18 protein-coding genes and 1 tRNA gene are annotated in these 22,280 nt (G+C 66.6%); 14 read left to right on the top strand and 5 right to left on the bottom strand.

What is annotated here, in order from left to right:
* Positions 1–29 precede the first annotated feature (29 nt).
* From Q4S45_RS12565 to Q4S45_RS12555, 3 genes are all read left to right on the top strand, one after another.
* Positions 30–377, top strand: coding sequence for a hypothetical protein (locus Q4S45_RS12565; RefSeq protein ID WP_305504645.1), 348 nt, complete (start codon positions 30–32; stop codon positions 375–377).
* 51 nt (positions 378–428) lie between these two features.
* A tRNA-Asn gene (locus Q4S45_RS12560) sits at positions 429–504 on the top strand.
* A 238-nt stretch (positions 505–742) separates the two neighbouring features.
* The gene (locus tag Q4S45_RS12555; RefSeq protein WP_305512100.1) at positions 743–2,602 is read left to right on the top strand and encodes a di-heme-cytochrome C peroxidase; all 1,860 of its coding nucleotides are present in this window, start codon (positions 743–745) and stop codon (positions 2,600–2,602) included.
* On the opposite strand, the gene Q4S45_RS12550 is transcribed toward Q4S45_RS12555, so the two are convergent.
* Entirely contained in the window at positions 2,599–3,282 is a 684-nt protein-coding gene (locus tag Q4S45_RS12550; RefSeq protein ID WP_305504643.1) for a glutathione S-transferase family protein, read from the bottom strand. The two genes, Q4S45_RS12555 and Q4S45_RS12550, sit on opposite strands and share 4 nt — an antisense overlap.
* A 130-nt stretch (positions 3,283–3,412) precedes the next feature.
* Between Q4S45_RS12550 and Q4S45_RS12545 the strand changes: the two genes are divergently transcribed.
* The 4 genes from Q4S45_RS12545 to Q4S45_RS12530 all read left to right on the top strand — a co-directional run bounded on the left by Q4S45_RS12545 (position 3,413) and on the right by Q4S45_RS12530 (position 7,594).
* The gene (locus Q4S45_RS12545) at positions 3,413–3,808 is read left to right on the top strand and encodes a DUF4440 domain-containing protein (RefSeq protein WP_305504641.1); all 396 of its coding nucleotides are present in this window, start codon (positions 3,413–3,415) and stop codon (positions 3,806–3,808) included.
* A 237-nt stretch (positions 3,809–4,045) separates the two neighbouring features.
* Positions 4,046–5,020: an IS110 family transposase gene (locus Q4S45_RS12540; protein ID WP_305504639.1), complete on the top strand. Its 975-nt coding sequence runs from the start codon at positions 4,046–4,048 to the stop codon at positions 5,018–5,020.
* A gap of 126 nt (positions 5,021–5,146) precedes the next feature.
* Positions 5,147–5,872 carry an SDR family oxidoreductase gene (locus Q4S45_RS12535; RefSeq protein ID WP_305504637.1) on the top strand — a complete coding sequence of 242 codons (726 nt, stop codon included), beginning with the start codon at positions 5,147–5,149 and terminating at the stop codon, positions 5,870–5,872.
* A 108-nt stretch (positions 5,873–5,980) separates the two neighbouring features.
* Entirely contained in the window at positions 5,981–7,594 is a 1,614-nt protein-coding gene (locus Q4S45_RS12530) for a response regulator (protein WP_305504635.1), read from the top strand.
* Positions 7,595–7,597: 3 nt separating this feature from the next.
* Here the strand turns inward: Q4S45_RS12530 and Q4S45_RS12525 are convergent, their stop codons facing one another.
* Entirely contained in the window at positions 7,598–8,056 is a 459-nt protein-coding gene (locus tag Q4S45_RS12525) for a response regulator (protein WP_305504633.1), read from the bottom strand.
* Between the two features lie 8 nt (positions 8,057–8,064).
* Positions 8,065–10,305 carry an ATP-binding protein gene (locus Q4S45_RS12520; RefSeq protein WP_305504631.1) on the bottom strand — a complete coding sequence of 747 codons (2,241 nt, stop codon included), beginning with the start codon at positions 10,303–10,305 and terminating at the stop codon, positions 8,065–8,067.
* A 285-nt stretch (positions 10,306–10,590) separates the two neighbouring features.
* Between Q4S45_RS12520 and Q4S45_RS12515 the strand changes: the two genes are divergently transcribed.
* Both Q4S45_RS12515 and Q4S45_RS12510 read left to right on the top strand, forming a co-directional pair.
* Positions 10,591–12,855, top strand: a complete 2,265-nt coding sequence (locus Q4S45_RS12515; RefSeq protein ID WP_305504629.1) for a polysaccharide biosynthesis tyrosine autokinase — start codon at positions 10,591–10,593, stop codon at positions 12,853–12,855.
* Positions 12,856–12,970: 115 nt separating this feature from the next.
* Positions 12,971–13,513, top strand: coding sequence for a CHRD domain-containing protein (locus tag Q4S45_RS12510; protein WP_305504627.1), 543 nt, complete (start codon positions 12,971–12,973; stop codon positions 13,511–13,513).
* Positions 13,514–13,574: 61 nt separating this feature from the next.
* Here the strand turns inward: Q4S45_RS12510 and Q4S45_RS12505 are convergent, their stop codons facing one another.
* Positions 13,575–15,095, bottom strand: coding sequence for a serine hydrolase (locus tag Q4S45_RS12505; RefSeq protein ID WP_305504626.1), 1,521 nt, complete (start codon positions 15,093–15,095; stop codon positions 13,575–13,577).
* A gap of 177 nt (positions 15,096–15,272) precedes the next feature.
* Here Q4S45_RS12505 and Q4S45_RS12500 point away from each other — a divergent pair, with 177 nt between their 5' ends.
* On the top strand, positions 15,273–15,695 hold the full coding sequence (locus Q4S45_RS12500) for a hypothetical protein (protein ID WP_305504624.1): 423 nt from the start codon (positions 15,273–15,275) through the stop codon (positions 15,693–15,695).
* A complete protein-coding gene (locus tag Q4S45_RS12495; RefSeq protein ID WP_305504622.1) occupies positions 15,692–16,612 on the top strand; it encodes a pyridoxal-phosphate dependent enzyme in 921 nt (306 codons plus the stop codon). Before Q4S45_RS12500 ends, Q4S45_RS12495 begins: the two co-directional genes overlap by 4 nt.
* A gap of 91 nt (positions 16,613–16,703) precedes the next feature.
* Here Q4S45_RS12495 and Q4S45_RS12490 read toward each other — a convergent pair whose 3' ends face one another.
* Positions 16,704–17,879: a dienelactone hydrolase family protein gene (locus Q4S45_RS12490; protein WP_305504620.1), complete on the bottom strand. Its 1,176-nt coding sequence runs from the start codon at positions 17,877–17,879 to the stop codon at positions 16,704–16,706.
* Positions 17,880–18,102: 223 nt separating this feature from the next.
* Here Q4S45_RS12490 and Q4S45_RS12485 point away from each other — a divergent pair, with 223 nt between their 5' ends.
* From Q4S45_RS12485 to Q4S45_RS12475, 3 genes are read left to right on the top strand one after another with little or no spacing between them, the layout of a single operon-like run.
* Positions 18,103–19,755: an MFS transporter gene (locus Q4S45_RS12485; protein ID WP_305504618.1), complete on the top strand. Its 1,653-nt coding sequence runs from the start codon at positions 18,103–18,105 to the stop codon at positions 19,753–19,755.
* Position 19,756: 1 nt separating this feature from the next.
* Entirely contained in the window at positions 19,757–20,833 is a 1,077-nt protein-coding gene (locus Q4S45_RS12480; protein WP_305504616.1) for an HlyD family secretion protein, read from the top strand.
* On the top strand, positions 20,830–22,197 hold the full coding sequence (locus tag Q4S45_RS12475; RefSeq protein ID WP_305504614.1) for an efflux transporter outer membrane subunit: 1,368 nt from the start codon (positions 20,830–20,832) through the stop codon (positions 22,195–22,197). The genes Q4S45_RS12480 and Q4S45_RS12475 overlap by 4 nt, the downstream gene beginning before the upstream one ends.
* The last annotated feature ends 83 nt before the right edge of the window (positions 22,198–22,280 follow it).

Genomic DNA, 22,280 nt, shown 5'->3' with positions numbered 1-22,280 from the left:
ACCATATCGAATCTTGCGAAGGAGTTGTCATGGGCACAGGAAATGCAGGCGGCACCCAGTCGGTGGGGCCGGGGCCGGGCGAGGAACGGCGCGGCGGATTGCCCGGCGAGGACGGATCGCAGAAGGAAACCGGCGGCAGCGGCGGCGAGCAGTTGACCCGCAACCTGGAAGACACGGGTAGCGCGGAGCCGATGATGCCGGTGGACGCTGGGATGAACAACAAGCTGCCGGAACCGGAAGGCGCCGGCGCGGCGGCGACCGCCTCGACGCGGGGACCGCAGGACACCCATTCCAGCCAGGCTGGCTCGAGCGGCACGGGGCTGGGCGCGCGCGAAACCGGCGCCAACCAGTCGCCCTCCGACTTCCCGAAAGAATAGCGCGGCAGGGGTAGTCAATTGCGAAACGGCCAGCTATAATGCGCGCTCTTTTCCCTGATAGCTCAGTCGGTAGAGCGACGGACTGTTAATCCGCAGGTCCCTGGTTCGAGTCCAGGTCGGGGAGCCAGAATTCAGAAGGCCACGTGTGAACCACGTGGCCTTTTTCGTTTTCGCGGCCCCGATCTTCTCGACCAGCCGGTCATCAGCGGCTCTCTGCTTCCCTTTCTTGTTTAACTTGTGCATTTGCAATAGCGCAATGGAGTTAAGCAAAAACAGCGGATATTAACGACGGGAAGCGTAGTGCGTGCCAATCAGGGGGGGGCGATATGTCGACAACCAGAACACTGAAAGCCGGCGTGCTGCTGATGATGGCAGTTTCCGTTTTTGCATACACGGCGGAAGACGCGCCTCTGGACGCCGACCAGGGATGGACTCCCGTACAAAAGCAGCAGTGGTACACGCTGTCGCAAGGATCGCGATTAATACCGCTGGCGTGGCTCAACGCGCTTGAGCAATCCGATTCCCGGTTGCCGCTGCTGGATCGCAGCCATACCGAACGGTTCCGCTACCTGGCCGACGCTTCGGCGGATCCGGCGCCGCTGCCGGTGGGGTTTGCGATCGACACCCAGCCCGACCACAAATTCTCGGTGACGAAACTGCGCTGGAAAAAAGGGCAGTCCGACCAGGAGCCGTGGGTTGGTATGAATTGCGCGGCCTGTCACACCAATGAGCTGACCTTCCAGGGCAAACGCCTGCGCATCGAAGGCGCGCCGGCGCTGGCGGATTTTCAGGGCTATCTGAGGTCGCTGAACGCGGCGCTGGTGGCCACCCGCAGCGACGCCTCAAAAATGGATCGCTTTGCGGGCAAAGTATTGCTGGGAGCGGACACTCCCGCCAACCGCCGATTGCTCGATAGTGCTCTGGCCACGCTGGTGACGTGGCAATCGCAGGTCGAACAGGCCAACGCCACCGACCTCGAATACGGTTTCGGGCGCCTCGATGCGTTCGGCCACATCTTCAACAAGGTCTTGCTGCGCACCGAAGGCAGCGACCAGCCGCGCAATCCATCGGACGCGCCGGTCAGCTATCCCTTCCTGTGGAATATCCACCAGCACGACCGGGTCCAATGGAACGGCATGGTCGCCAATCGTCCGATCGGGAACATTCTCGATATTGGCGCATTGGGCAGAAACGTGGGCGAGGTGACCGGCGTGTTTGCCGACCTGACCTTGCTGAAGCCCGGCCCAGCCATCGGAGGCTACCGCACCAGCGCCCGCCTCGACCATCTGCTCACGCTCGAGCAGCAGATCGCCATGCTCAAGCCTCCCGCCTGGCCGGATGCCTTCGGTCCGATCAATGCCGACAAGTGGGAGGCGGGCCAGCGCCTGTTCGACCGCGCCGCGAACGGCACGCCTGCCTGCTCGCAGTGCCATGCGGTGCTCAAGCGCGATGATCTGACGACGCCCGTCGTCGCCAGCATGGCGCCGCTGTCCGGTGCGAAACCGATCGGCACCGATCCCTGGATGGCGTGCAATGCCTACACCTATCAGGCGAACACCGGACTGTTGCGGCGTACACCCAAGAAATTCTTTCCAATCCCCGGTTTCGGAGTGTTCGGCGAGACGGAACCCTTATCCGACTTGCTCGGCGCCACGGTCATCGGCTCGATTTACTTCAAGCGCAAGGAACTGGGCGACGGCGTGGCCGATGACCTTCGCGGCTGGCTGACCTCGACGGATCTGTACGGGCGCCGCGTCGCGCTGTCGATCCCCGATTCGAACATCCGCGCGGGGCAGTTCCCGGCCAGCCTTGCGCAGGCGCTCAGCAAGGACGAGCGGCTGCGCCGCTGCATGAACGAAACCAGCCAGGTGCTCGCCTACAAGGGACGTCCGCTGGGGGGAATCTGGGCGACGCCGCCGTATTTGCACAATGGCTCGGTGCCCACGCTGTACGATCTCCTGCTGCCGGCAAGCCAGCGCCCGGCGACGTTCCTGATGGGCACCCGCGAGTTCGACCCGCTGAAGGTAGGACTCGTGACCGGCAGCACACCCGAGAATACGTTCGTGTTCCGGACGCGCGACGCGGCCGGTTCGCTCATTGCGGGCAATTCCAACCTCGGACACGACTACGGCAACGCCCGGTTGACCGATGAGGAAAGGTGGGCCCTGGTGGAGTACATGAAGGCGGTCGGGGGAACTCGCGTTGGCGACCGCGTTGTGCCTTAGCCAGCTCGGCGCGGAGCCCGGCTCGGCTTGGGATCGAGCGGAAACATGCCGAAGCTCGGCTCCGCTTCCTCCAGAACGCGCGCATACGACGGCCGCGCCATCAGCCGGTTCAGGTAGGCCGTCAATGCCGGCAGCCCGGCGCCGACCGGTTCGACCGTGTCGGCGTAGAACAGCGCCGGCGCCGCGGCGCAATCGGCCATGCTGAACGCGCCGCCGGCGATCCATTCGCGCCCGCCCAGCGCCTGTTCCACCATCGCATACGAACGCCGGATCAGCGCGCGCGCCTCGGCGACGCCAGCCGCATCGTGCGCATCCCCAGCGCGGAACGAATCGCCGACGATCTTCTGCATCGGCAGGTGCACGTACAGGTCGAACAGGCGGTCCCACAGCCTGACGTCGGACGCCAGCCGCGCATCGGCGGGAATGAGCCTGACCTGCCCCGGATGAACCGCCTGCAGGTACTCGATGATGATCGACGTCTCCGGCACCACCCGGTCGTTCGCCAGGTCGCGCAGCAGCGGCATCTTCGAGGTCGGCCAGAGCCTCGCGAATTCTTCCAGAGTGGCCGGGTCGGTTTGCTGCAGCAAGCGGCCCTCGAACGGCGTCGCGTTCTCGTACAGCGCGATCAGCACCTTGTGGCAGAACGAGGAGAGCGGATGATAGAAAAGCTGCAGCGACATGGCGGGCTCCGGCGCGGGAAAAGGGACCGCTTCACAGCATACGCTACCTGTCATACGAAATTGTGTTTTCCTCAATTAAATTCGTGTAGCATTGGCAACGTTAGCTCACCACCACCACAAGGGGAAGTCGATGAACCTGAAAGAGCAAATCCAGGGCGCGCAGCACCTGCTGGCACAAGCATTCGGCGCGCGCGACGCCAGCCGCGCCGCCGCGCTGTACACCGAAGACGCCAGCCTGATGCCCGATGGCATGCCGACTTTCCACGGCCGCGAGGCGATCTCCGGCTTTTTCGGCGGCGCGATCGCGCAGGGCGTGGTCGCCGCCCGCTTCACCACCCAGGATGTCGAAGGCGACGATGAACAGGCGCTCGAAATCGGCCGCTACGAACTGTTCGCCGCCTTGCCGGACGGCGAGCGCGCGTGCGTCGACGACGGCCGCTACTTCGTCGCATGGCGCAAGGTCGACGGCGCCTGGCGCATTCATCGCGATATGTTCAACCGCAGCAAGCCCGTCACGGGGCAATAAGCAGAAATGTCGTACCTTATACGCTGTGGAACACGTTATGATTTCTGAGGACGCTTGGAAAACGAAGGGCATGTAGGCTGAGTCGTACCCGAGGCTTCGAGCCTGTTGACGCAGATAAGCCGCATGTCCTTCCCTTTATCGCAGAGTGCGAACAGTATCTGAGGCTGCGAGCCTGTGTTCTTAAGGATGCACGAGATAAAGTCCTAGCGAAATCACCAGCGGATGGGGGAGGCTGCCATGGAAGTAGTCGGAATCGATATCGCAAAGCGTAAATTTGACTTGGCTTGGCTGTCGGGAAAAACGGGCAAGATTCGTAACAAGGCATTTGAAAATTCGCCCGTTGGCTTTCAGGCGCTTTGCGATTGGCTCGTCGAGCAGGGTATTTCGGCGAATGAGTGTCGCGTGGTGATGGAAGCGACCAGCCAGTATTACGAAGCTCTGGCGCATGCCATGTTTGACGCTGGATATTTGGTCAGCGTCGTCAATCCTTTGCAAATTAAAGCTTTTGGCCAATCTGAGATGCGCAGACAAAAGACTGACCGAGCTGATGCCGAGTTGATCGCCCGATTTGGCGAGCAATCCAAGAAGTTGGTCCTCTGGGAGCCTCCCGCGACGGAAGTGCGGGAGTTGCAGCGCCTCATCGCGCGCCTGGAAGCGGTTCAAGGCATGCATGTGCAGGAGCAGAATCGGCGTCACGAAGCGGCGGGCCAAGCGTTGGAATCGGTCGATCGCATATTGCTGACTTTGAAGGAAGAGGAAGCATTATTGACGCAAAAAATCCGCGATCATATCGACCGCCACCCCGGACTGCGGAATCAACAGGAACTCCTACGCAGTATTCCCGGGGTGGGGGAACGGGTTAGCAGTTATTTTCTTGCGTGGCTTCCTGTAGACCGCTTTGATAATATCCGCCAGATGGTGGCGTTCGTAGGACTATCACCGGAACATAATCAGTCCGGCGATTCGGTGCACGGCAAATCACACTTGTGCAAGCTAGGACATGGACGACTACGCAAAATATTGTACTGCCCGGCGATGACGGCGATTCGGTTCAATCCAGCTGCCCAAGCGCTCTACGCGCGACTTCGAGCTGCTGGCAAAGGGGGTAAAGTCGCGTTGGTCGCAGTCATGCGCAAGCTGATCCATTGGATGATGGCGGTACTGAAGAGCGACGCACGCTTCGATCCAAAAATGGCGCTTGCAAAAAATTAGGGACCACAGTATCTGCGCAGGCAGGTGCCCATACTGAGCTAGACTAAGAGTGCTCGTACGCTCAATATAGGCACCTGCCTGCGCAGGTGCGACAGCGTTTAGCTAACGACGAATTCCGGATTCCTCATGATCAAAGCCATCGTCACCGGACACACGCACGGCCTCGGCGCCGCCATTGCGGCTGAGCTTCTGGGCCGCGGCATCGCCGTGCTTGGAATTGCGCGCAGCGCGGCTGCCGGTATCGGTTCCCAAGTTGCACTCGACCTCTCCGACAGCGCCGCGCTGGCCGCCTGGCTCGCCGGCCCCGACCTCGCCGCCTGGCTGGCCGATGCCGATTCTGTCCTGCTGATCAACAATGCCGGCACGGTGCAGCCGGTCGGCCCGCTGGCGATGCAGGACCCGGCCGCCGTCGCGCGCGCGGTGGCGCTGAACATCGCCGCGCCGCTGATGCTGGCCGGCGCCGTCGCGGCGGCCCGCCCGCCATCGGCCGCATGCCGCATCCTGCACGTGTCGAGCGGCGCCGGGCGCGGCGCCTATCCAGGCTGGAGCGTGTACTGCGCCACCAAGGCCGCGCTCGACCAGCACGCCCGCGCCGCCGCGCTCGACGCCATCGCCGGCCTGCGCATCTGCAGCCTCGCGCCGGGCGTCATCGACACCGCCATGCAAGCCGAGATCCGCGCCGCGTCGCTCGCGCAGTTTCCGCTGCGCGAGCGCTTCGACGCGCTCAAGCGGGAAGGGGAGCTGACCGATCCGGCCGACTGCGCCGCCCGCCTGGTTGGCTACCTGCTGGGCGAGGGATTCGGCAGCGAGCCGGTGGCCGACCTGCGCAGCGTCGCGCCGCCAGGCGTCTGAGCAGCGCGCGGTGCCCATTTGTGCGCGTGATATTTCCGGCGTTCATGTAAAATTCGCGAACCTGACCACAATACGATCGGCTGCGTTAACGCCGAGCAACTCGCTTCGATGATTGACGACGCTTCTCCTCCCTGCTCGGTGCTGCTGATCGACGACGAGCCGTTCGCCCAGGACCTTATTTCCCACAGCCTCAAGGAATGCGCCCAGCTGCGGCTGCGCTACGATGCGCGATCGCCGCGCGCGGTCGAACTGGCCGTCGAGTTCCAGCCCAGCGTGGTGCTGGTGGACTTGCGCATGCCCGAGGTGGACGGCTTCGAAGTCATCCGCCGCCTGCGCGCCAATCCCGCGACCGAGCGCATTCCGGTGATCCTGCTGTCGTCCGAGGACGATCCGGAAATCAAGGCCAGGGCCTTCGCGGCCGGCGCCAGCGACTACCTGGTCAAGTGGCCCGATCCGCGCGAGCTGGTGGCCCGGGTGCGACACCACCACGGCGCCTTCATTGCGCGCAAGGAACGCGACGAAGCCTTCGTCTCGCTGCGCCGCAGCCAGGAAGAACTGGCCGCCAGCCAGCTGGCCCTGCACCAGGCGCAGAAGATGGAGGCGATCGGCCAGCTCACCGGCGGCGTCGCCCACGATTTCAACAATGTGCTGCAGATCATCGGCGGCAACCTGCAACTGATCAAGCTGATCGGCGGCCTCAGCGACAAGGTCGCGGCCCGCATCGATATCGCGCTGTCCGGCGTCGAACGCGGCGCCAAGCTGTCGTCGCACCTGCTGGCATTCGCGCGGCGCCAGCCGCTGCAGGCCGTCGTCACCGATCCGGCTGGCCTGCTGCGCAACATGGAAGAGATGATGGTGCGCGTGCTGGGACCGCGCGCCGCCGTGGTCAGCGACATCGCGCCCGACCTGTGGACCGTCACCGTCGATCCGAGCCAGCTCAACAACGTGTTGCTGAACCTGGTCATCAACGCGCGCGATGCGATGGCCGGCGCCGGCACGCTGACCATCCGCGCCCGCAACGTGCCCAACGCCGACGGCGCGGTGGCGGAGATCGCCAGCGAACCCCACGTCATGATCGAAGTGGCCGACACCGGCGCGGGCATGAGCGCGGAAGTGCTCGGGCGCGCCTTCGAACCGTTTTTCACCACCAAGGCGACCGGGCAGGGTACCGGCCTGGGCCTGTCGATGGCCTACGGCTTCGTCAAGCAGTCGGGCGGCGAGATCGTGCTGCGGAGCGCGCCGGGCTGCGGCACCAGCGTCAAGATCTACCTGCGGCGCAGCCACGGCGAAGCGGCCGCGCCGGATGAGCCGGCGGCGGGCCAGCTGGTCGGCGGCCTGGAAACCATCCTGGTCGTCGAGGACGAGCAGGATGTGCGCGACTCCACCGTCGAACTGCTGTCGGGCCTGGGCTACCAGGTGCTGGAGGCGCCGGACGCCGCCGCCGCGGTGGCGCTGGTCGATTCGGGCGTGCACATCGACCTGGTGTTTACCGACGTGATCATGCCGGGCCCGGTCAGCAGCCTGGCGCTGCGCGACCGCGTGCGCGACAGGCTGCCCGACGCGCAGGTCTTGTTTACATCAGGGTATGCGGAAGGAGTGCTGACGCATGAGGGCAAGGTCGATGCGTCCGTGAGCCTGCTGCAGAAGCCCTACACCGCCGACGTGCTCAGCGCGCGCATCCGTCACATGCTGCGGCGCCGTACGCAGCGCGCTGCGGCGTGAGGCTTACTTGGGCGGGCGCACGTAGCGCGCCGAGCCTGGCGGCGGTTCGTTCAGCACGGCCCAGAAAATGCCCAGGTCGGCAATCGCGCGCACGAATTCGGTGAAGTCCACCGGCTTGACGACGTAGGCGTTCACGCCCAGCTCGTAGCTGCGCAGCAGGTCCTGCTCTTCCTTCGACGAGGTGAGCATCACCACCGGCGTGCTCTTGAGGCCATCGGTGCTGCGGATCGATTTCAGCACCTCGAGGCCGTCCACTTTCGGCAGTTTCAGGTCGAGCAGCACGACGGCCGGATTGCCGGCCTGGCGCTTGGCGTACGGGCCGCGGCAGGTCAGGTAGTCGAGCGCCTCGGCGCCGTCGCGCGCGATGATCACCTCGTTCGCAAGCTGACTGCGGGAGAGCGCGATCAGGGTCAGTTCGAGGTCGTGGGGATTGTCTTCGACCAGCAGGATGGGTTTTAACATGGCAATTCTTAACTATCGAGTTCGTTGGGGATGCTGAAATAAAAGGTCGCGCCTTCGCCGGGCGCCGATTCGGCCCACACCCGCCCGCCGTGGCGCTCGACTATCCGGCGCACATTCGCCAGGCCGATGCCGGTGCCCTGAAAATCTTCCATCCGGTGCAGGCGCTGAAATACCCCGAACAGCTTGTGCACGTAGTCCATGTTGAAGCCGGCGCCGTTGTCGGCGACGCGGAACACGGTCTGCGTGTCCATGACAGACGCGTCAACCGAGATGATAGCCAACTCCTGCTGTCCCGTAAACTTTACCGCGTTCGCCAGCAGGTTGTAGACCGCCAGCTGGAGGAAGGTCGGATCGGCCTGGATCACCGGCAACTCGCCGATGCGCCACTCCACCTTGCGCTCGCCCACCTCGCCGGCCAGCTTGTCGATGCAGCCTTGCACCAGGTCGGCCATGTCGACGGCGACCGGGCGCAGGGCGGCGCGCCCCATCTGCGAAAAGCTCAGCAGGTCGTCGACCAGCTTGCCGGCCAGCCGCGCGGAGTCCTTGATGTTGGCCAGAAAGCGCTGGCGCGTCTGCGGGTCGCTGTCGGATTCCATCAAGAGGTTGGAAAAGCCGACGATGTGGCGCAGCGGCGCGCGCAGGTCGTGCGACACCGAATACGAAAACGCCTCGAGTTCCTTGTTGGCGCGGCCCAGCTCGTCGGCCAGCTCGGCCATCTGCTCGGCCCGTTCCAGCGCGATGCCCAGCAGCGCCGAGCGGAACTCGATCGCCAGCTCCAGCTCGCCGCTGCGCCACGGCACGCTGGTGCCGTGAATGGTCTCGCGCCAGCTCGCAAAACTGGTGCGCGGGGTCAGCTGCGCGCGCAAGTTCTGCGCGCCGTCCTTCTCGTGCGGATTGCCGGCCCAGTCGATGGTGTGCACCACTTCGGGACGGAACCACAGCAGGTAGTGCTTGTGGATGCGCGAGATCGGCATCGCCAGCAGGCCGCTGGCGTTGCTCACATACTCGGCCGCCGGCGGATACGCCGCCGACAGATGGTCGGTGTGGAACAGGTCGTCGTGGCTGTTGACGCCGAGCCAGTCGACCAGGGCGCGGATCTGCGCCTCGTCGGGCGCGTTGCCGAAGCGGATCAGCCGGTCATCGACGACGATCGCCGCCCCGCCCGCGCGCGCGAAGCGCAGCAGTTCGGGGAACACCTGGCTCATGTTGTCGATGAAGTCGGCGCCGTGGGTCAGGCCGGCCAGCATCGACACCATGATGCGGCGCAGGTCGAGGCGGAACTGCAGGTCGTCGGCGTCCTCGCGCGACTCGATGCATAGCGACAGCACCTGGCCCAGCTGCTCGCAGGCGCTGCGCTTGTCGAATTCGAGCGGGCGCGGCGCCGCGTGGTGACACGAGATCAGCCCCCACAACTGGCCCTTGACGATGATCGACACCGACATCGACGCCAGCGTGTCCATGTTGCGCATGTATTGCAGGTGGATCGGCGACACGCTGCGCAGGGCCGCGAACGACAGGTCGTTGGGCTTGCCGGTCAAAGGATTCGTTTCCGGCACCAGCCGCGACGGCGTGTAGTTGGCGTCCTGGATCAGGCGGATGCGGTTGATGGTGTACAGCTCGCGCGCCTGGCGCGGGATGTCGGTGCCGGGGAAGCGCTGGCCCAGGTAGGACGGGTGGTCGGCGTCGCGCGATTCGGCGATCACGTGGCCGTGGCCGTCGCGGTCGAACTGGTACACCATCACTCGGCCGAAGCCGGTCAGCTTGCGGATCTGCCTGGCGGCGGTCTGGCTCATCGCCTCGACCGACGGCGCCGCCGGCAGCTGCTGCATGAATTCGCCGACCAGCGGAAACAGGTCGCGGAAGGTGGCCGCGGCGGTGCGCGCGATGGTTTCGAATTCGAGCAGCACCAGGCCGTCGAAGGCGTGGCCGAGCACGTCGAACCAGCTGTCGTTGGGCAGCTGGACCGTGGCCAGGTAGGCGGGCCGCTCGCCCAGCCTGTCCTGGTCCAGTTCGGCCAGCAGCATTTCGGCGGCGGCGGCCCCGATTACCGCCTCGAGCGTGCCGCCGATCGCGGCGGTCGCCGCCACGCCGGCGTGCGCGGCCAGGTTGTCGCTGGCCTGGACGATGCGCCGGGCGGGCGACAGGCACAACAGGAAACCGTGCGGCTGGATGCTGCCGGGAAAGCGGATCGGTTCCTTGTCGCAACTCGACAGGTCGAACGGGGAGGGCGCGGGAGGGGCCTGGATCATGGGGAACGGGTCAGCTTGGCAAACACCGACATTTTCGGGAAACCGCATTGTAGCCAGAAAATTTCCGTCGCGACGCACGCACGGTTGGGAGTGTTGCAATATTTTAACGGCAACGCAAATTATGCGAAATCTTGCATAATTGCGAATCCGAAGCGAGCTCATCTTCTGCGAATTTCCCGCAACCTCGTCCATAAGCTGAGCCGTATGCGCCCGATTGATTCAACGCAAACGGGGCAGGGCGCGCTGCCGTAGCGTTGAGCTACCGAATTCAAGCGATCTCCCACCATGTCCACCACCGCCAATCTCGGTCATGCGCGCTCCTTGCGCCGCCGCGCGCTCAGCCGCCGCGGCATCGCGGCGCCGGCGCCCGCGCGCGAGCAGGACGATCCGCCGGCGCGCGTCTGGCTCAACCTGCTGCGCGATCAGTGGCGCGTGCTCGCCGCGATCGCCGGCTTCGTCACCTTGCTGGCGCTGGCCTACGCGGTGCTGGCGCGCCCGGTGTACGAAGCGAGCATGCTGATCCACGTCGAGGAAGCCACCCCGTCCACCTCGAAGAACGCGCTCAACGACGTCGCCTCGATGTTCGACACCAAGAAGGCGGTGACGGCGGAGATGGAATTGCTGCGCTCGCGCACCGTCGTCGCGCCGGCGGTGGCGCGCCTGAACCTGACCATCGACGCGCGTCCCGATTACTTCCCCCTGCTCGGCAAGCTGGTGCGCGACGCCCGCCCCGGCCAGTTGTCGCAGCCGGGCCTGTTCGGCTGGGGCGGCAAGGTATGGGGCGCCGAGCAGATCGAGGTGCCCGTGCTCAACGTGCCGCCTTCGATGTACGGCCGCGCGCTGGCCGTCACCAGCCTGGGCGGCGGCCGCTATTCCGTGCTCGACCCGGACGGGAAGGTGATGTTCTACGGCCAGGTGGGGCCGCTGCTGCAGGTGCACACGCCGGCCGGCGCGGTGGAACTGCAGGTGGCGCGGCTCGACGGCTTGCCGGGAGCGCGCTTCCTGGTGCGGCGCAGCTCGGCCAGCACGGCCATCCGCAAACTGCAGGACGAGCTGATCGTCGCCGAACGGGGCAAGCAGTCCGGCGTGATCGAAGTGCGGCTCGAAGGCGGCAGCCCCGAGCTGGTCAACGCCATGCTGCGCGACATCGGCCAGCAATACATGTCGCAGAACCTGGGGCGCAAGAGCGAGGAGGCGGAAAAGTCGCTTGCCTTCCTTGACCAGCAGCTGCCCAAGCTCAAGGCCAAGCTCGAGCGCGCCGAGAGCGAGTACAACGCCTTTCGCAACGCCCACGGCACCATCGACTTCGCCGAGGAAGCGAAGCTGAGCCTGCAGCAGGCGGCCGCGGCCCGGCTGCGGCGCACCGAGCTGCTCCAGAAGCGCACCGAACTGCTGACCCGCTTCACCATGCGCCACCCGGTCGTGGCCGCCGTCACCGGCCAGCTACGCCAGGTCGACCGCGAACTGGCCGAGATCGCCGCCCACATCAAGACGCTGCCGCTGCTTGAGCAGGATTCGGTGCGCATGGCGCGCGACATCAAGCTCAACACGGACCTGTACACGGCGCTGGCGAACACCGCGCAGCAACTGCGGATCGTCTCGGTGGGCAAGGTCAGCAACGTGCGCCTGGTCGATCCGCCCATGGTCAGCGACGACCCGGTGCGCCCGCACCGGGGCCTGATCGTCGTCGTCGGCCTGGTCTGCGGGCTGCTGCTGGGCGTGCTCGGCGCGGTGCTGCGCAAGAACCTGGGCGGCGCGGTGGACGATCCGCTGGCGATCGAAAAGCTGCTCGGCGCGCGCGTGGTCGTCGCCAGCATCCCGCACAGCGACGCCCAGGCCAGGATGGCCCGGCGCGGCGGCCCCAGCCCGCTGCTGGCGCGCGAGTGGCCGATCGACGGCGCCATCGAAGCGCTGCGCAGCTTCCGCGTGTCGCTGCAGTTTTCGATGCCGCGGCTGCACAACAACGTGATCATGTTCGCCGGCCCCACCAGCAGTCTCGGCAAGTCCTTCGTCTCGGCCAATTTCGCCGCCGTGATGGCCGCCTCCGGCAAGCGCGTGCTGCTGGTGGACGGCGACGTGCGCAACGGCAGCCTGCACCAGTATTTCGGCGTGCCGCGCGAAGGCGGGCTGTGCGAAGCGGCCAGCGGCGCCATCACGCTCGGCCAGGCGATCCGGCGCGGCGTGCTCGACAAGCTCGACCTGGTCACCACCGGCGTGCTGTCGCAGGCGCGCCCCGATTTCTTCATGCCGCTCGATATTGGCGCCTTGCTCGCGTCGGTGCGATCGCATTACGACCTGGTGCTGGTCGATTCGCCGCCCATCCTGGCGCTGGCCGATTCGCTGGTGATCGGCAGCCACGCCGGCGCGGTGTTCCTGGTGGTGCGCGCCGGGGTCAGCACCGAGCGCGAGATCACCGAGTCGATCAAGCGCCTGAACCAGGCCGGCGTTTCGCCGCTGGGCATCGTGTTCAACGACGTCAAGCCGCGCCTGTCCGGCTACGGCTACAAATATGCGTACCATCCGGTCGGCCAGCTCGAGTACGCGGCGTAGCAAAACTTTCATCAGTTGTGCGCTTGTTAGCTCAGCAGTGATGTAATATGAACATCGGACTGGTACGTCCCGCGCCTACAGGTAAATTTCACGCAGTCAACCAGGAGAACGACGAATGAAGACCGTAAAAAAAGACGTCCGGGTGGCAGGAATTGCCGCCGTTGCCGCAATGCTGGCGCTGGCCGGCTGCGACTCGATGAAGGCAAAGGACGCCAGCCCGCCGATGGCCGTTGAGAAGACCGCCACCGCGATCAATCCGACCCCGATGCCCAATGCCACGCCGGCGCCGATGCCGGCAGCGATGCCGGCCGCCGCGCCGATGATGCTGTCGGGCGCGCAGGAAGTGCCGCCCAACCCGTCGACCGCCAGCGGCAAGAGCATGATCATGATCGGCGCCGACAAGTCGGTGACCGGCTCGGTCGAAGTGATGGGCATGACGCCGACGATGGCGCACATCCACGAAGCGGCGAAGGGCCAGAACGGCCCGGTGATCGTCCCGTTCACCAAGACCGGCGCCAACACCTTCGCGCCGGCGCCGGGCGCCAAGCTGACCGACGCGCAGTACGCCAGCTACATGGCCGGCAACCTGTACATCAACGTGCACAGCGCCACCTATCCGGGCGGCGAAGTGCGCATGCAGCTGTGGCCCGCGAAATAAGTTAGCCCTTGGGGTCAGGTCCGCCGGACCTGACCCCGGTTTGGCACACCGCCGCTCGACGTCACGGCGCCGCGCGCGCCTTCAGTTCGATGAACTGCACCTTCGGCTCGCGCTCCGGCGTCAGCGTGAACGACACATCGACCGTCCCCGTCTCGCCCACCAGCGGGAATGTCCCGCGCAGCTGGTTCTCCGCCTTGATTGGTCCCACCGCGATCACCTTGCCGATCCTGTCCAGTTGCGTCCGGCTGGCGGCCACCCAATCCTCGCGCGAGCGGTCGAGGAAAAAATTCTCCGCCGCGATCGCCGCGCCCAGCGCCGGGTCCCACGACTGCACCAGCTCGGCCACCTGGCGCTGGCGCGTCGCCAGGATCGCCGACACCGCCACCGGGCGCCGATCCAGCTGCGCGCGCTCGATCAGGCGCTCCAGCACTTTGGTGGTGGGCCCATACACCGGCGCGTAGCGCAGATTGCTGAACGCGATCACCCCGATGCCGTGCTGCGGCGCGAAGCGGTACTGGCTGCCGTAGCCGGGCAGCCCGCCCGAATGCCCGACGATGACGACGTCGCGGCTGTCGCGCGTCCACGACAGGCCGTAGCCGTAAAACGTGACCTTCGGATTCGGCGTCTTGTCGTCGGCCAGCGTCGCCTTCGGCGCCATGCCGGTGAACACGCGCGGCTGCTGCATCTCGCGCACCGAGGCGCGCCGCACCGGGCCGGTGTCTGGTCCGTCGCGCGCGGGCGAGGCGTCCAGGTGGAAGGCCACGTAGCGCGCGAAATCGTCCATCGTCGTGATCAGGCCGCCCATCGCGGCGCCGTCGCCGTCGTGCAGGATCGGTTCAGGCTTCCACGCGCCATGCTCCCAGCGGTAGCCGAGGGCCAGCTTGCCCGGCGCCGCCTGCGTGTATTCCCAGCGCGTGTGGCGCATCCCCAGCGGCAGCAGGATCTCGCGCGTGACGAAGTCCTGGAAGCGCATCCCCGCCACTTTCGACACGACCTTGCCCAGCATGACGTAACCGAGGTTGCTGTATTCGAAGGCCTCGCCCGGCGCGTTCGAGAACGACAGCCCGGCGCCGACGAAGCGCGCCAGTTCGGCGTTATCGATCTGCATCTGGCGGTCGCCCCACGGATTGTCTTCGGGCAGGCCGGTCGTCATCGTTATCAGCTGGCGGATCGTCAGCGCCGGCGAATCGGCGGTCGGCAGGGCCACGCCGCGCAGCTCCGGCAGATACTTCACGACCGGGTCGTCCAGTCCCAGCCTGCCTTCGTCGCGCAGTTTCATCACCGCCATCGCGACGAAGCTCTTGGTCATCGAAGCGATGCGAAATTCGGTGTCGGCCGCGACCGGCGTCTTGCGCTCGACGTTCGACAGACCGAAGCTGCGCGCGTGCACCAGCTTCCCGTCGAGGACCACGCCGATCGTCAGTCCGGGCAGGTGCTCGGCGCTGGCCAGGTCGGCGTACAGCTTGTCGATTTCGGGCATCAGTGCCGCCACCCGTTCGGCGCGGACCGCTTCCGCCAGCGCCGGCGCGGCGCTGCAGGCGATCAGGAGCAGGGCGGCGGCGCGGGCGAGGGTCAGGTTCATGCTGGAAGGTCCTTCGGAGTGATGGTATTCGTTGACGGCCCACCGGAATTTGCCGGGAGCGACACGTGAGGATCGGCCAGGCGGTAAATATTGTCAACCCGATGTTCCCGGTCGCGCCGGCTGTTGGCGCATCGGTGGTAGAATTTTTTCTTCTCGCCCACGACAGGTTCGCCAACGATGCAGCAGACAGTCGACTTCACGATTCGCACCGAATGCCCGCCCGGGCTGTGCGTGTGCGATCGCGAGCGCCTGCTGGCCGACCCCGATTCGGACAAGCGGGTGCTGCGGCTCACGCGCGAGGAAGAAAAGCGTCTGCTGGACCGGATCGAGTCGGTATCGACCTACGAGGACCTGCGCAAGCTCGAACAGCGCATGGTCCAGCTGCTCGGTATCCGCTTGTCGATCACGCCAGGCGCCAACGAGGTGCGCACGGTGCGCGGCTTCCGCATCGAACTGGCCGAGCTGCCAGGCTTGTGCCGCAAGACGCGCCAGTCGATTCCGGCCGCGGTGCGGCGCTGCCTCGACCAGCACCCCGAAATCGCCTACGCCATCCTCGATGCCGAAAGCCTGTTCGCGCCACCATCGAACGACATCCCATGACCCTGCACATCCAGACACCGCTGCTCGCATCGACCGCTTTCTCCGCCGTGCCGGGCCAGTCGGTCTGGCTCAAGATGGACGCCCTGCAGCCGACCGGCTCCTTCAAGAACCGCGGCATCGGCCACGCCTGCGAGGAATACGCGCGCCGCGGCGCCCGCCGCTTCGTCTCCTCGTCGGGCGGCAACGCCGGCATCGCCGCCGCCTACGCCGGCCGCCGCCTGGGCATCCCGGTCACGGTGGTGGTGCCGGAAACCGCGTCCGCGCGCGCCATCGAACTGATTCGCCGCGAGCGGGCCGAGGTGATCGTGCACGGCGCCTCGTTTCAGGAAGCGAACGAGCGCGCCCAGGCGATGCTGACCGATTCCGACGCCTTCATTCATCCGTTCGACGACCCGCTGCTGTGGGACGGCCACGCCACCATGATCGACGAGGTCGCGCAGGCTGGCGTCGCGCCCGATGCGGTGGTGCTGTCGGTCGGCGGAGGAGGGCTGCTGTGCGGCGTTGTGCAGGGCCTGCGGCGCAACGGCTGGGACGGCGTGCCCGTCATCGCCGTCGAAACGGAAGGCGCCGATTCGCTGGCGCAGTCGATGCGGGCCGGCGCGCGCGTCGAGCTGCCGCGCATTTCCAGCATCGCCACCTCGCTGGGCGCGCGCAAGGTGGCCGAACAAGCCTTTGCGCTCACTCGCAGCCATCCGGTGCGGAGCAGGGTGGTGTCCGACGCGGCCGCGGTGGACGCCTGCATCCGCTTCATGGACGATCATCGTGTGGTGGTGGAGCCGGCCTGCGGCGCCTCGCTGGCCGTGGCTTACGACGCGGCCAGCCAGCTGCGCGATTTCCGCAACGTGCTGGTGGTGGTCTGTGGTGGAGTGACCGCCACCGTCGCGCAGTTGCAGACCTGGGCGGCCGAGTACCGATAGCCCGCTTGTCGTTCCTGCGCAGGCAGGAACCTATACTGAGTGTGAACAGATTCAGCATGGGTTCCTGCCTGCGCAGGAACGACAGTCCGGGTTACTTCGTGGTCGAAGCGCTGCCGCCCACCGTGCCGGCGGCCCGCGACAAGCTGCGGCTGGCGATCATCGTGCCGACCTGGCCCGGCGCCGGATCGTCGCGCCACACCACGTTGTCGTCGACCGAATACAGCCTGCACGGCTGGCCGGACTTCTTCTCGCAGGTGGCGAGCGCGCGCCGGTCCGGGTCTTCGCCTTCCTCGGCCCAGCACCAGCCGCCGTTCGGCGCCACCGCGAACGCGCGCGGCGTCAGCTTTTCCAGGTATTCGCGATAGGCGCGGCGGCCATTCTCTTTCAGGAACGGCACCGCGTCGACGTCTTCGAGCGGCGCATAGTCGGTCTTCGGCAGCGCCGGCTGCGCCGTGACGGTATAGCGTTCGGCGGTCGGCATGCCAATCTTTTTGAGGAATGCCTCGGTGTCGCCCCACCACACCTTTTCTCCGTCGCGGCTGCCGATCATGCCGTGCGCGTCGCGCTTGAAGGCGCCGAATTCGACCAGCCGCGCCTTGCCGCCCGCCTTGACGAAGGCGTCGTGCATGTGGGTCACCAGCTCGGGGCCGAACAGCGAGTCGTTGGCGCCGTACATCCACAGGCTGGGGATCTTGTTGGCCGCGCCGTAGTTGGCGAACGCGCGCACTAGTTCCGAGCGCCAGTCGCAGCGCTCGGCGTCGTCGCGCAGGCCGCCGGCAAAGTTGATCAGGCCGCGCACGCCCGGCAGTTGCTGGGTGCCCAGCGCCATCGTCGCCAGCCCGCCGTACGACTGGCCGGCGATGACGATGCGGTCGGCGTCGACCCAGCTTTGCTGGCGCGCGTAGTCGACCGCGTCGCGCACGTCGCTGGCCTGGGCGAAGCCGTTCGCCGTCATGTTGCAGCCGAATTCCTTGTAGCGGCCGGTGGAGCTGGCGAAGCCTTGACGCATCGGCACCATCACCGCGTAGCCGCGCTTGACGAAGGCGGTGGCCATGAAGATGAAGCGGTCGCGCGCCTGGTCGCCGGGTGCGCCGGCGTCTTTGCCGTGATTGATGATCAGGAGCGGAAATGGGCCGGCGCCGTTCGGGCGGAAAATCGTGGTTTCCAGCATGGCGTGCCGTTGTTTTCCGGCAGGAACCTGGATGATCTGCTCGTTCAGGCGGTAATCGAGGGGGAGCTCTTGTTCGTATGCTAACGACGGTAGCATCGCGAGGCAGCCAATGAGTCCTAATGTGCTGTTGCGAACAGATGACATGACGCGAACCATAGCAATATAGATACTGAGCCTGAACAAATTTCCGGATGGAATGACTTGATTCTAAGCACCGAGAAATTTCAGAGCAATACCCAAGTGCTAATTCAGGCGGTTAATTTTTGCCTGATAGCCATAACGTCAATCCAGATCAAACTTCGATGCCGCCGCCCGCCCCATGAGCACATACGCACCGCGCGACTGGCACCCAGATGAAAAGCCGATGCTGCCCGGCTCGCCGTCGTCGCCGGCCCATCCGACCTGGCTGCGCTACGCCTACCTGATCGTGGGCATCGTGGTCAGCCTGACCGGCGGCCTGGGCAACGCGCTGGTGTCGGTCAACCTGGTGTCGCTGCAGGGCGCGCTCGGCGCCTACGCCACCGAGACGGCCTGGCTGCCGGCCGCCTACGTGATGACCAACGTCTCGATCAACCTGCTGCTGGTGAAATTTCGCCAGCAGTTCGGCCTGCGCCTGTTCACCGAATTCTTCCTGGTGCTGTACGCGCTGGTCACTTTCGCCCACCTGTTCGTCCACGACCTGGTGTCCGCCATCGCGGTGCGCGCGGCCCACGGCATGGTCGGCGCGGCGCTGTCGACCCTCGGCCTGTACTACATGCTGCAGGCCTTCAAGAAGCCGCAGCGGCTGCGCGGCCTGGTGATCGCCATCGGCGTGTCGCAGCTGGCGCTGCCGATCGCCTACATCTTCTCGAGCGACCTGCTGCAGTTCGCCGAGTGGCGCGGCCTGTACCTGTTCGAACTGGGGCTGACCCTGTTCTCGCTCGGCTGCGTGCTGATGCTCAAGCTGCCGCCGGGCGACCGCATCAAGACCTTCGAGAAGCTCGACTTCGTCACCTTCGGCCTGTTCGCGCCCGGCGTGGCGCTGCTGTGCGCCGCGCTCACCTTCGGCCGCCTGCTGTGGTGGTTTGAGACGCCGTGGATCGGCTGGGCGCTGGCCGCGTCCATCGTGCTGATCGCCGGCGCCATCTTCGTCGAGCATCACCGCGCGCGCCCGCTGCTCAACACGCGCTGGCTGGCCAGCGCCGATATCGTGCGCCTGGGCCTGTCGATGATCCTGATCCGCGTGGTGCTGTCGGAGCAGGGCACGGGCGCGGTCGGCTTCCTGCGCGCGGTGGGCCTGAACAACGACCAGATGCAGACCCTGTTCGTCATCGTGCTGGCCGCGACCATCGCCGGCATCGCGGTCAGCGCGCTGACGCTGTCGGTGAACCACCTGACCGCGCCGGTCGTCATCGCGCTGCTGCTAATGGCGGCCGGCGCGTATTTCGACGCCCATGCCACCAGCCTGACCCGCCCCGAGCAGATGTACGCCAGCCAGTTCCTGCTGGCGTTCGGCGGGGCGCTGTTCATCGGCCCCTCGCTGATAGCGCTGATCGGCGGCGTGATCGCCAACCCCGGAAACCTGATCAGCTTTTCGGTGATGTTCGGCCTGAGCCAGAACCTGGGCGGCCTGCTTGGCTCGGCGGCGCTCGGCACCTTCCAGGTCGTGCGCGAGAAATTCCATTCGAGCCAGCTGGCCGAGCACCTGAGCCAGCTCGACCCGATGGTCGCCAGCCGCGTGCAGGCCAGCGGCGCCGCGTTCGGACGCCTGATCCCCGACCCCGCCGCGCGTTCGGCGCGCGGACTGGCCACGCTCTCGGCCACCGCCACTCGCGAAGCCAACGTCCTGGCCTACAACGACGTGTTCCTGCTGATCTGCGCGATCGCCTTGTTCACCGCCGCGTGGATCTTCCTGCACGCGCTCTGGCTGCACCTGAATCCTCCACCGCCGGCGCCCGTGCCTGGCCCAACCCCTGACCCTGTAACGGACTGACATGAAAGCCCCGATTCCTCCCGAAAAATCGCGCAGCAAGATCTGGTTCAGCGCGATGATCTTCATCGCCATCGCGCTGGCCGGCGTACTGGTCGTGCTGTACGCCTGGAACCTTCCGCCGTTCCACAGCACCATCCAGAGCACCGAAAACGCGCTGGTGCGCGGCCAGGTGACAATCATCAGCCCGCAGCTGTCCGGCTACGTCGTCGAGGTGCCGGTGCAGGACTTCCAGCAGGTGCGCAAGGGCGATCTGCTGATGCGCATCGACGACCGCATCTACCGCCAGAAAGTGGACCAGGCCAGGGCGCAGCTGGCCGCGGCCAAGGCGGCGCTGGCCAACTCACGGCAGCAGCGCAGCACCGCCGAAGCGACCATCCGCCAGAACCAGGCGGCGCTGGCCAACGCCAACGCCCAGGCGCTGCGCGCCGCCGCCGATTCGCGCCGCGTCGAGGAGCTGGCGGCCGACGGCTCGCTGTCGGCGCGCGAACGCGACCAGACCCGCGCCGCCCGCGCGCAAAGCGTGGCCGGCGGCGCGCAGGCCCAGGCGGCGCTGGACATCGCGCGCGCCAACCTGCAGGCCGTGGCGGTCGGCCGCGGCTCGCTCGAAGCGGCGGTGGCCGGCGCCGAGGCGGCGCTGCAGCTGGCCGAGATCGACCTGTCCAACACCCGCGTGACGGCGCCGCGCGACGGCCAGCTTGGCCAGGTCGGCGTGCGGCAGGGCGCCTACGTCAACGCTGGCGCGCAGGTCACCGCGATAGTCCCGGATCAGCTGTGGGTGATCGCCAACCTGAAGGAAACCCAGATGGCCGGAGTCGCCGTCGGCCAGCCGGCCACGATGACGGTGGACGCATTGAACAACGCGAAGCTGCGCGGCCACGTCGAGCGCATCTCGCCGGCCACCGGTTCGGAATTTTCCGTGCTCACGCCCGACAACGCGACCGGCAACTACGTCAAGATCGCCCAGCGCATCCCGGTGCGCATCAGCCTCGACCCGAACCAGCCGCTGGCTGCGCGCCTGCGGCCCGGCATGTCGGTCGTTGCCAGCATCGACACGGCCGCGCGCGGCAGGCAGCCATGAAGGCGCTGGTGTGCCTGCTGGCGCTGGCCGGCTGCGCCGCGACGACCGCTCCGCCGCCGGCCTCCACGCTGGAAGTGCCGGCCGCGTGGCGCAGCCAGGTCGGGCCCGGCGCGCAGCCCGAGGCGCTGTGGTGGGGCGCTTTCGGCGACCCGGTGCTCAATCAGCTCGTGCAGCGCGCGCTGGCGCATAACGGCGACGTGCGCATCGCCGCCGCGCGGCTGCAGGAATATCGGGACAGGGTGACCATCGCCGCGGGCGCGCAAGGGCCTGCGCTGAACGCCGCCGTCACGCCCGCGCGGGCGCGCGTGATCGGTCCCTTCGGCACGCCGGTCGAGGGAACTTCGCTGAACGGCAGCTTGCAGGCCAGCTATGAACTTGACCTCTTCGGCAAGCTGGCCAGCACCACTGCGGCGGCGCGCGCCGACCTGCAGTCGCAGCAGGCGCTGGCCGGCGCCACTGCATTATCGGTCGCCGCCAGCACCGCATCGGGCTACCTGAACCTGCGCGGCCTGGACGCCCAGCTGGCGCTGGCGCAAGCGACACTGGCGTCGCGCGAGCGTTCGCTCGCGCTGGCAAAGCGCCAGTTCGACGTGGGCTACAGCTCGCGCCTGGATTGGGCGCAGGCGCAGGCCGAGTACCACGTCACCGCTGCCGTCGTGCCCCAGCTCGAACGCGCGATCGCGCAGCAGGAGAACGCGCTGTCCGTGCTTGTCGGCGCGAGCCCCGGCGCCATTTCGCGGGGCGCTGCGCTCGATGCCCTGGCCGCGCCGGCCATCGCACCCGGCCTGCCGTCCGAACTGCTGCGCCGGCGGCCCGACATTGCCCAGGCCGAGCGCGCCGTCGCCGCGGCCGACGCCAGCCTGGCCGCGGCGCGCGCCCAGTTGCTGCCGTCGATCCGGCTGACCGCATCGAGCGGCCTGCAGGCCTCCAGCATCAGCCAGCTGCTGCGTTCCCCCTACCTGTTGTGGAGCATCGGCGGCAGCGTGCTGGCGCCCCTGTTCGACGGCGGTCGGCTGCGCGCCCAGGCCGGCATCGCGGCGTCCCAGCGCGACCGCGCCGTGATCGCTTACGAAACCGTGGTGCGCAACGCCTTCGCCGACACGGACAACGCGCTGACGGCGTTGCAGCGCCTGGACGAGCAGCTGGCGCAGGCCGTCCAGCGCCGCCAGGCGTCGGCCGAAGTGCTGCGGGTCGCGCACAACCGCTACGCCAACGGCTACGCCTCCTACCTGGAAGAACTCGACGCCCAGCGCAGCTCCTTCAGCGCTGACGTGGCGGTGCTGCAGTTGCGCGCCAGCCTGCTCGCCGCGCATGTGGACCTCTACCGCGCGCTTGGCGGGGCATGGATGACAACATTGCCTTAGCATCATTTTTGTCTCTATGCAACAACTGATACGGTTGTTGCGCAATAACCCAAGGCTATGGAAAATTGCTGACGGGAATCAAA

This window comes from Massilia sp. R2A-15, assembly GCF_030704305.1.
Classification (GTDB): Bacteria; Pseudomonadota; Gammaproteobacteria; order Burkholderiales; family Burkholderiaceae_D; genus JAFCUW01.
Note: the sequence above shows the minus strand (reverse complement) of the source record. Positions and strands in the feature narration are given on the sequence as shown.

What these genes read in the sequence shown, in the direction of transcription:
- Q4S45_RS12565 (WP_305504645.1), top strand. Translation starts at nt 30, where the DNA reads ATGGGCACAGGAAATGCAGGCGGCACCCAGTCGGTGGGGCCGGGGCCG.
- Q4S45_RS12555 (WP_305512100.1), top strand. Translation starts at nt 743, where the DNA reads ATGATGGCAGTTTCCGTTTTTGCATACACGGCGGAAGACGCGCCTCTG.
- Q4S45_RS12550 (WP_305504643.1), bottom strand. Translation starts at nt 3,282, where the DNA reads ATGTCGCTGCAGCTTTTCTATCATCCGCTCTCCTCGTTCTGCCACAAG.
- Q4S45_RS12545 (WP_305504641.1), top strand. Translation starts at nt 3,413, where the DNA reads ATGAACCTGAAAGAGCAAATCCAGGGCGCGCAGCACCTGCTGGCACAA.
- Q4S45_RS12540 (WP_305504639.1), top strand. Translation starts at nt 4,046, where the DNA reads ATGGAAGTAGTCGGAATCGATATCGCAAAGCGTAAATTTGACTTGGCT.
- Q4S45_RS12535 (WP_305504637.1), top strand. Translation starts at nt 5,147, where the DNA reads ATGATCAAAGCCATCGTCACCGGACACACGCACGGCCTCGGCGCCGCC.
- Q4S45_RS12530 (WP_305504635.1), top strand. Translation starts at nt 5,981, where the DNA reads ATGATTGACGACGCTTCTCCTCCCTGCTCGGTGCTGCTGATCGACGAC.
- Q4S45_RS12525 (WP_305504633.1), bottom strand. Translation starts at nt 8,056, where the DNA reads ATGTTAAAACCCATCCTGCTGGTCGAAGACAATCCCCACGACCTCGAA.
- Q4S45_RS12520 (WP_305504631.1), bottom strand. Translation starts at nt 10,305, where the DNA reads ATGATCCAGGCCCCTCCCGCGCCCTCCCCGTTCGACCTGTCGAGTTGC.
- Q4S45_RS12515 (WP_305504629.1), top strand. Translation starts at nt 10,591, where the DNA reads ATGTCCACCACCGCCAATCTCGGTCATGCGCGCTCCTTGCGCCGCCGC.
- Q4S45_RS12510 (WP_305504627.1), top strand. Translation starts at nt 12,971, where the DNA reads ATGAAGACCGTAAAAAAAGACGTCCGGGTGGCAGGAATTGCCGCCGTT.
- Q4S45_RS12505 (WP_305504626.1), bottom strand. Translation starts at nt 15,095, where the DNA reads ATGAACCTGACCCTCGCCCGCGCCGCCGCCCTGCTCCTGATCGCCTGC.
- Q4S45_RS12500 (WP_305504624.1), top strand. Translation starts at nt 15,273, where the DNA reads ATGCAGCAGACAGTCGACTTCACGATTCGCACCGAATGCCCGCCCGGG.
- Q4S45_RS12495 (WP_305504622.1), top strand. Translation starts at nt 15,692, where the DNA reads ATGACCCTGCACATCCAGACACCGCTGCTCGCATCGACCGCTTTCTCC.
- Q4S45_RS12490 (WP_305504620.1), bottom strand. Translation starts at nt 17,879, where the DNA reads ATGCTACCGTCGTTAGCATACGAACAAGAGCTCCCCCTCGATTACCGC.
- Q4S45_RS12485 (WP_305504618.1), top strand. Translation starts at nt 18,103, where the DNA reads ATGAGCACATACGCACCGCGCGACTGGCACCCAGATGAAAAGCCGATG.
- Q4S45_RS12480 (WP_305504616.1), top strand. Translation starts at nt 19,757, where the DNA reads ATGAAAGCCCCGATTCCTCCCGAAAAATCGCGCAGCAAGATCTGGTTC.
- Q4S45_RS12475 (WP_305504614.1), top strand. Translation starts at nt 20,830, where the DNA reads ATGAAGGCGCTGGTGTGCCTGCTGGCGCTGGCCGGCTGCGCCGCGACG.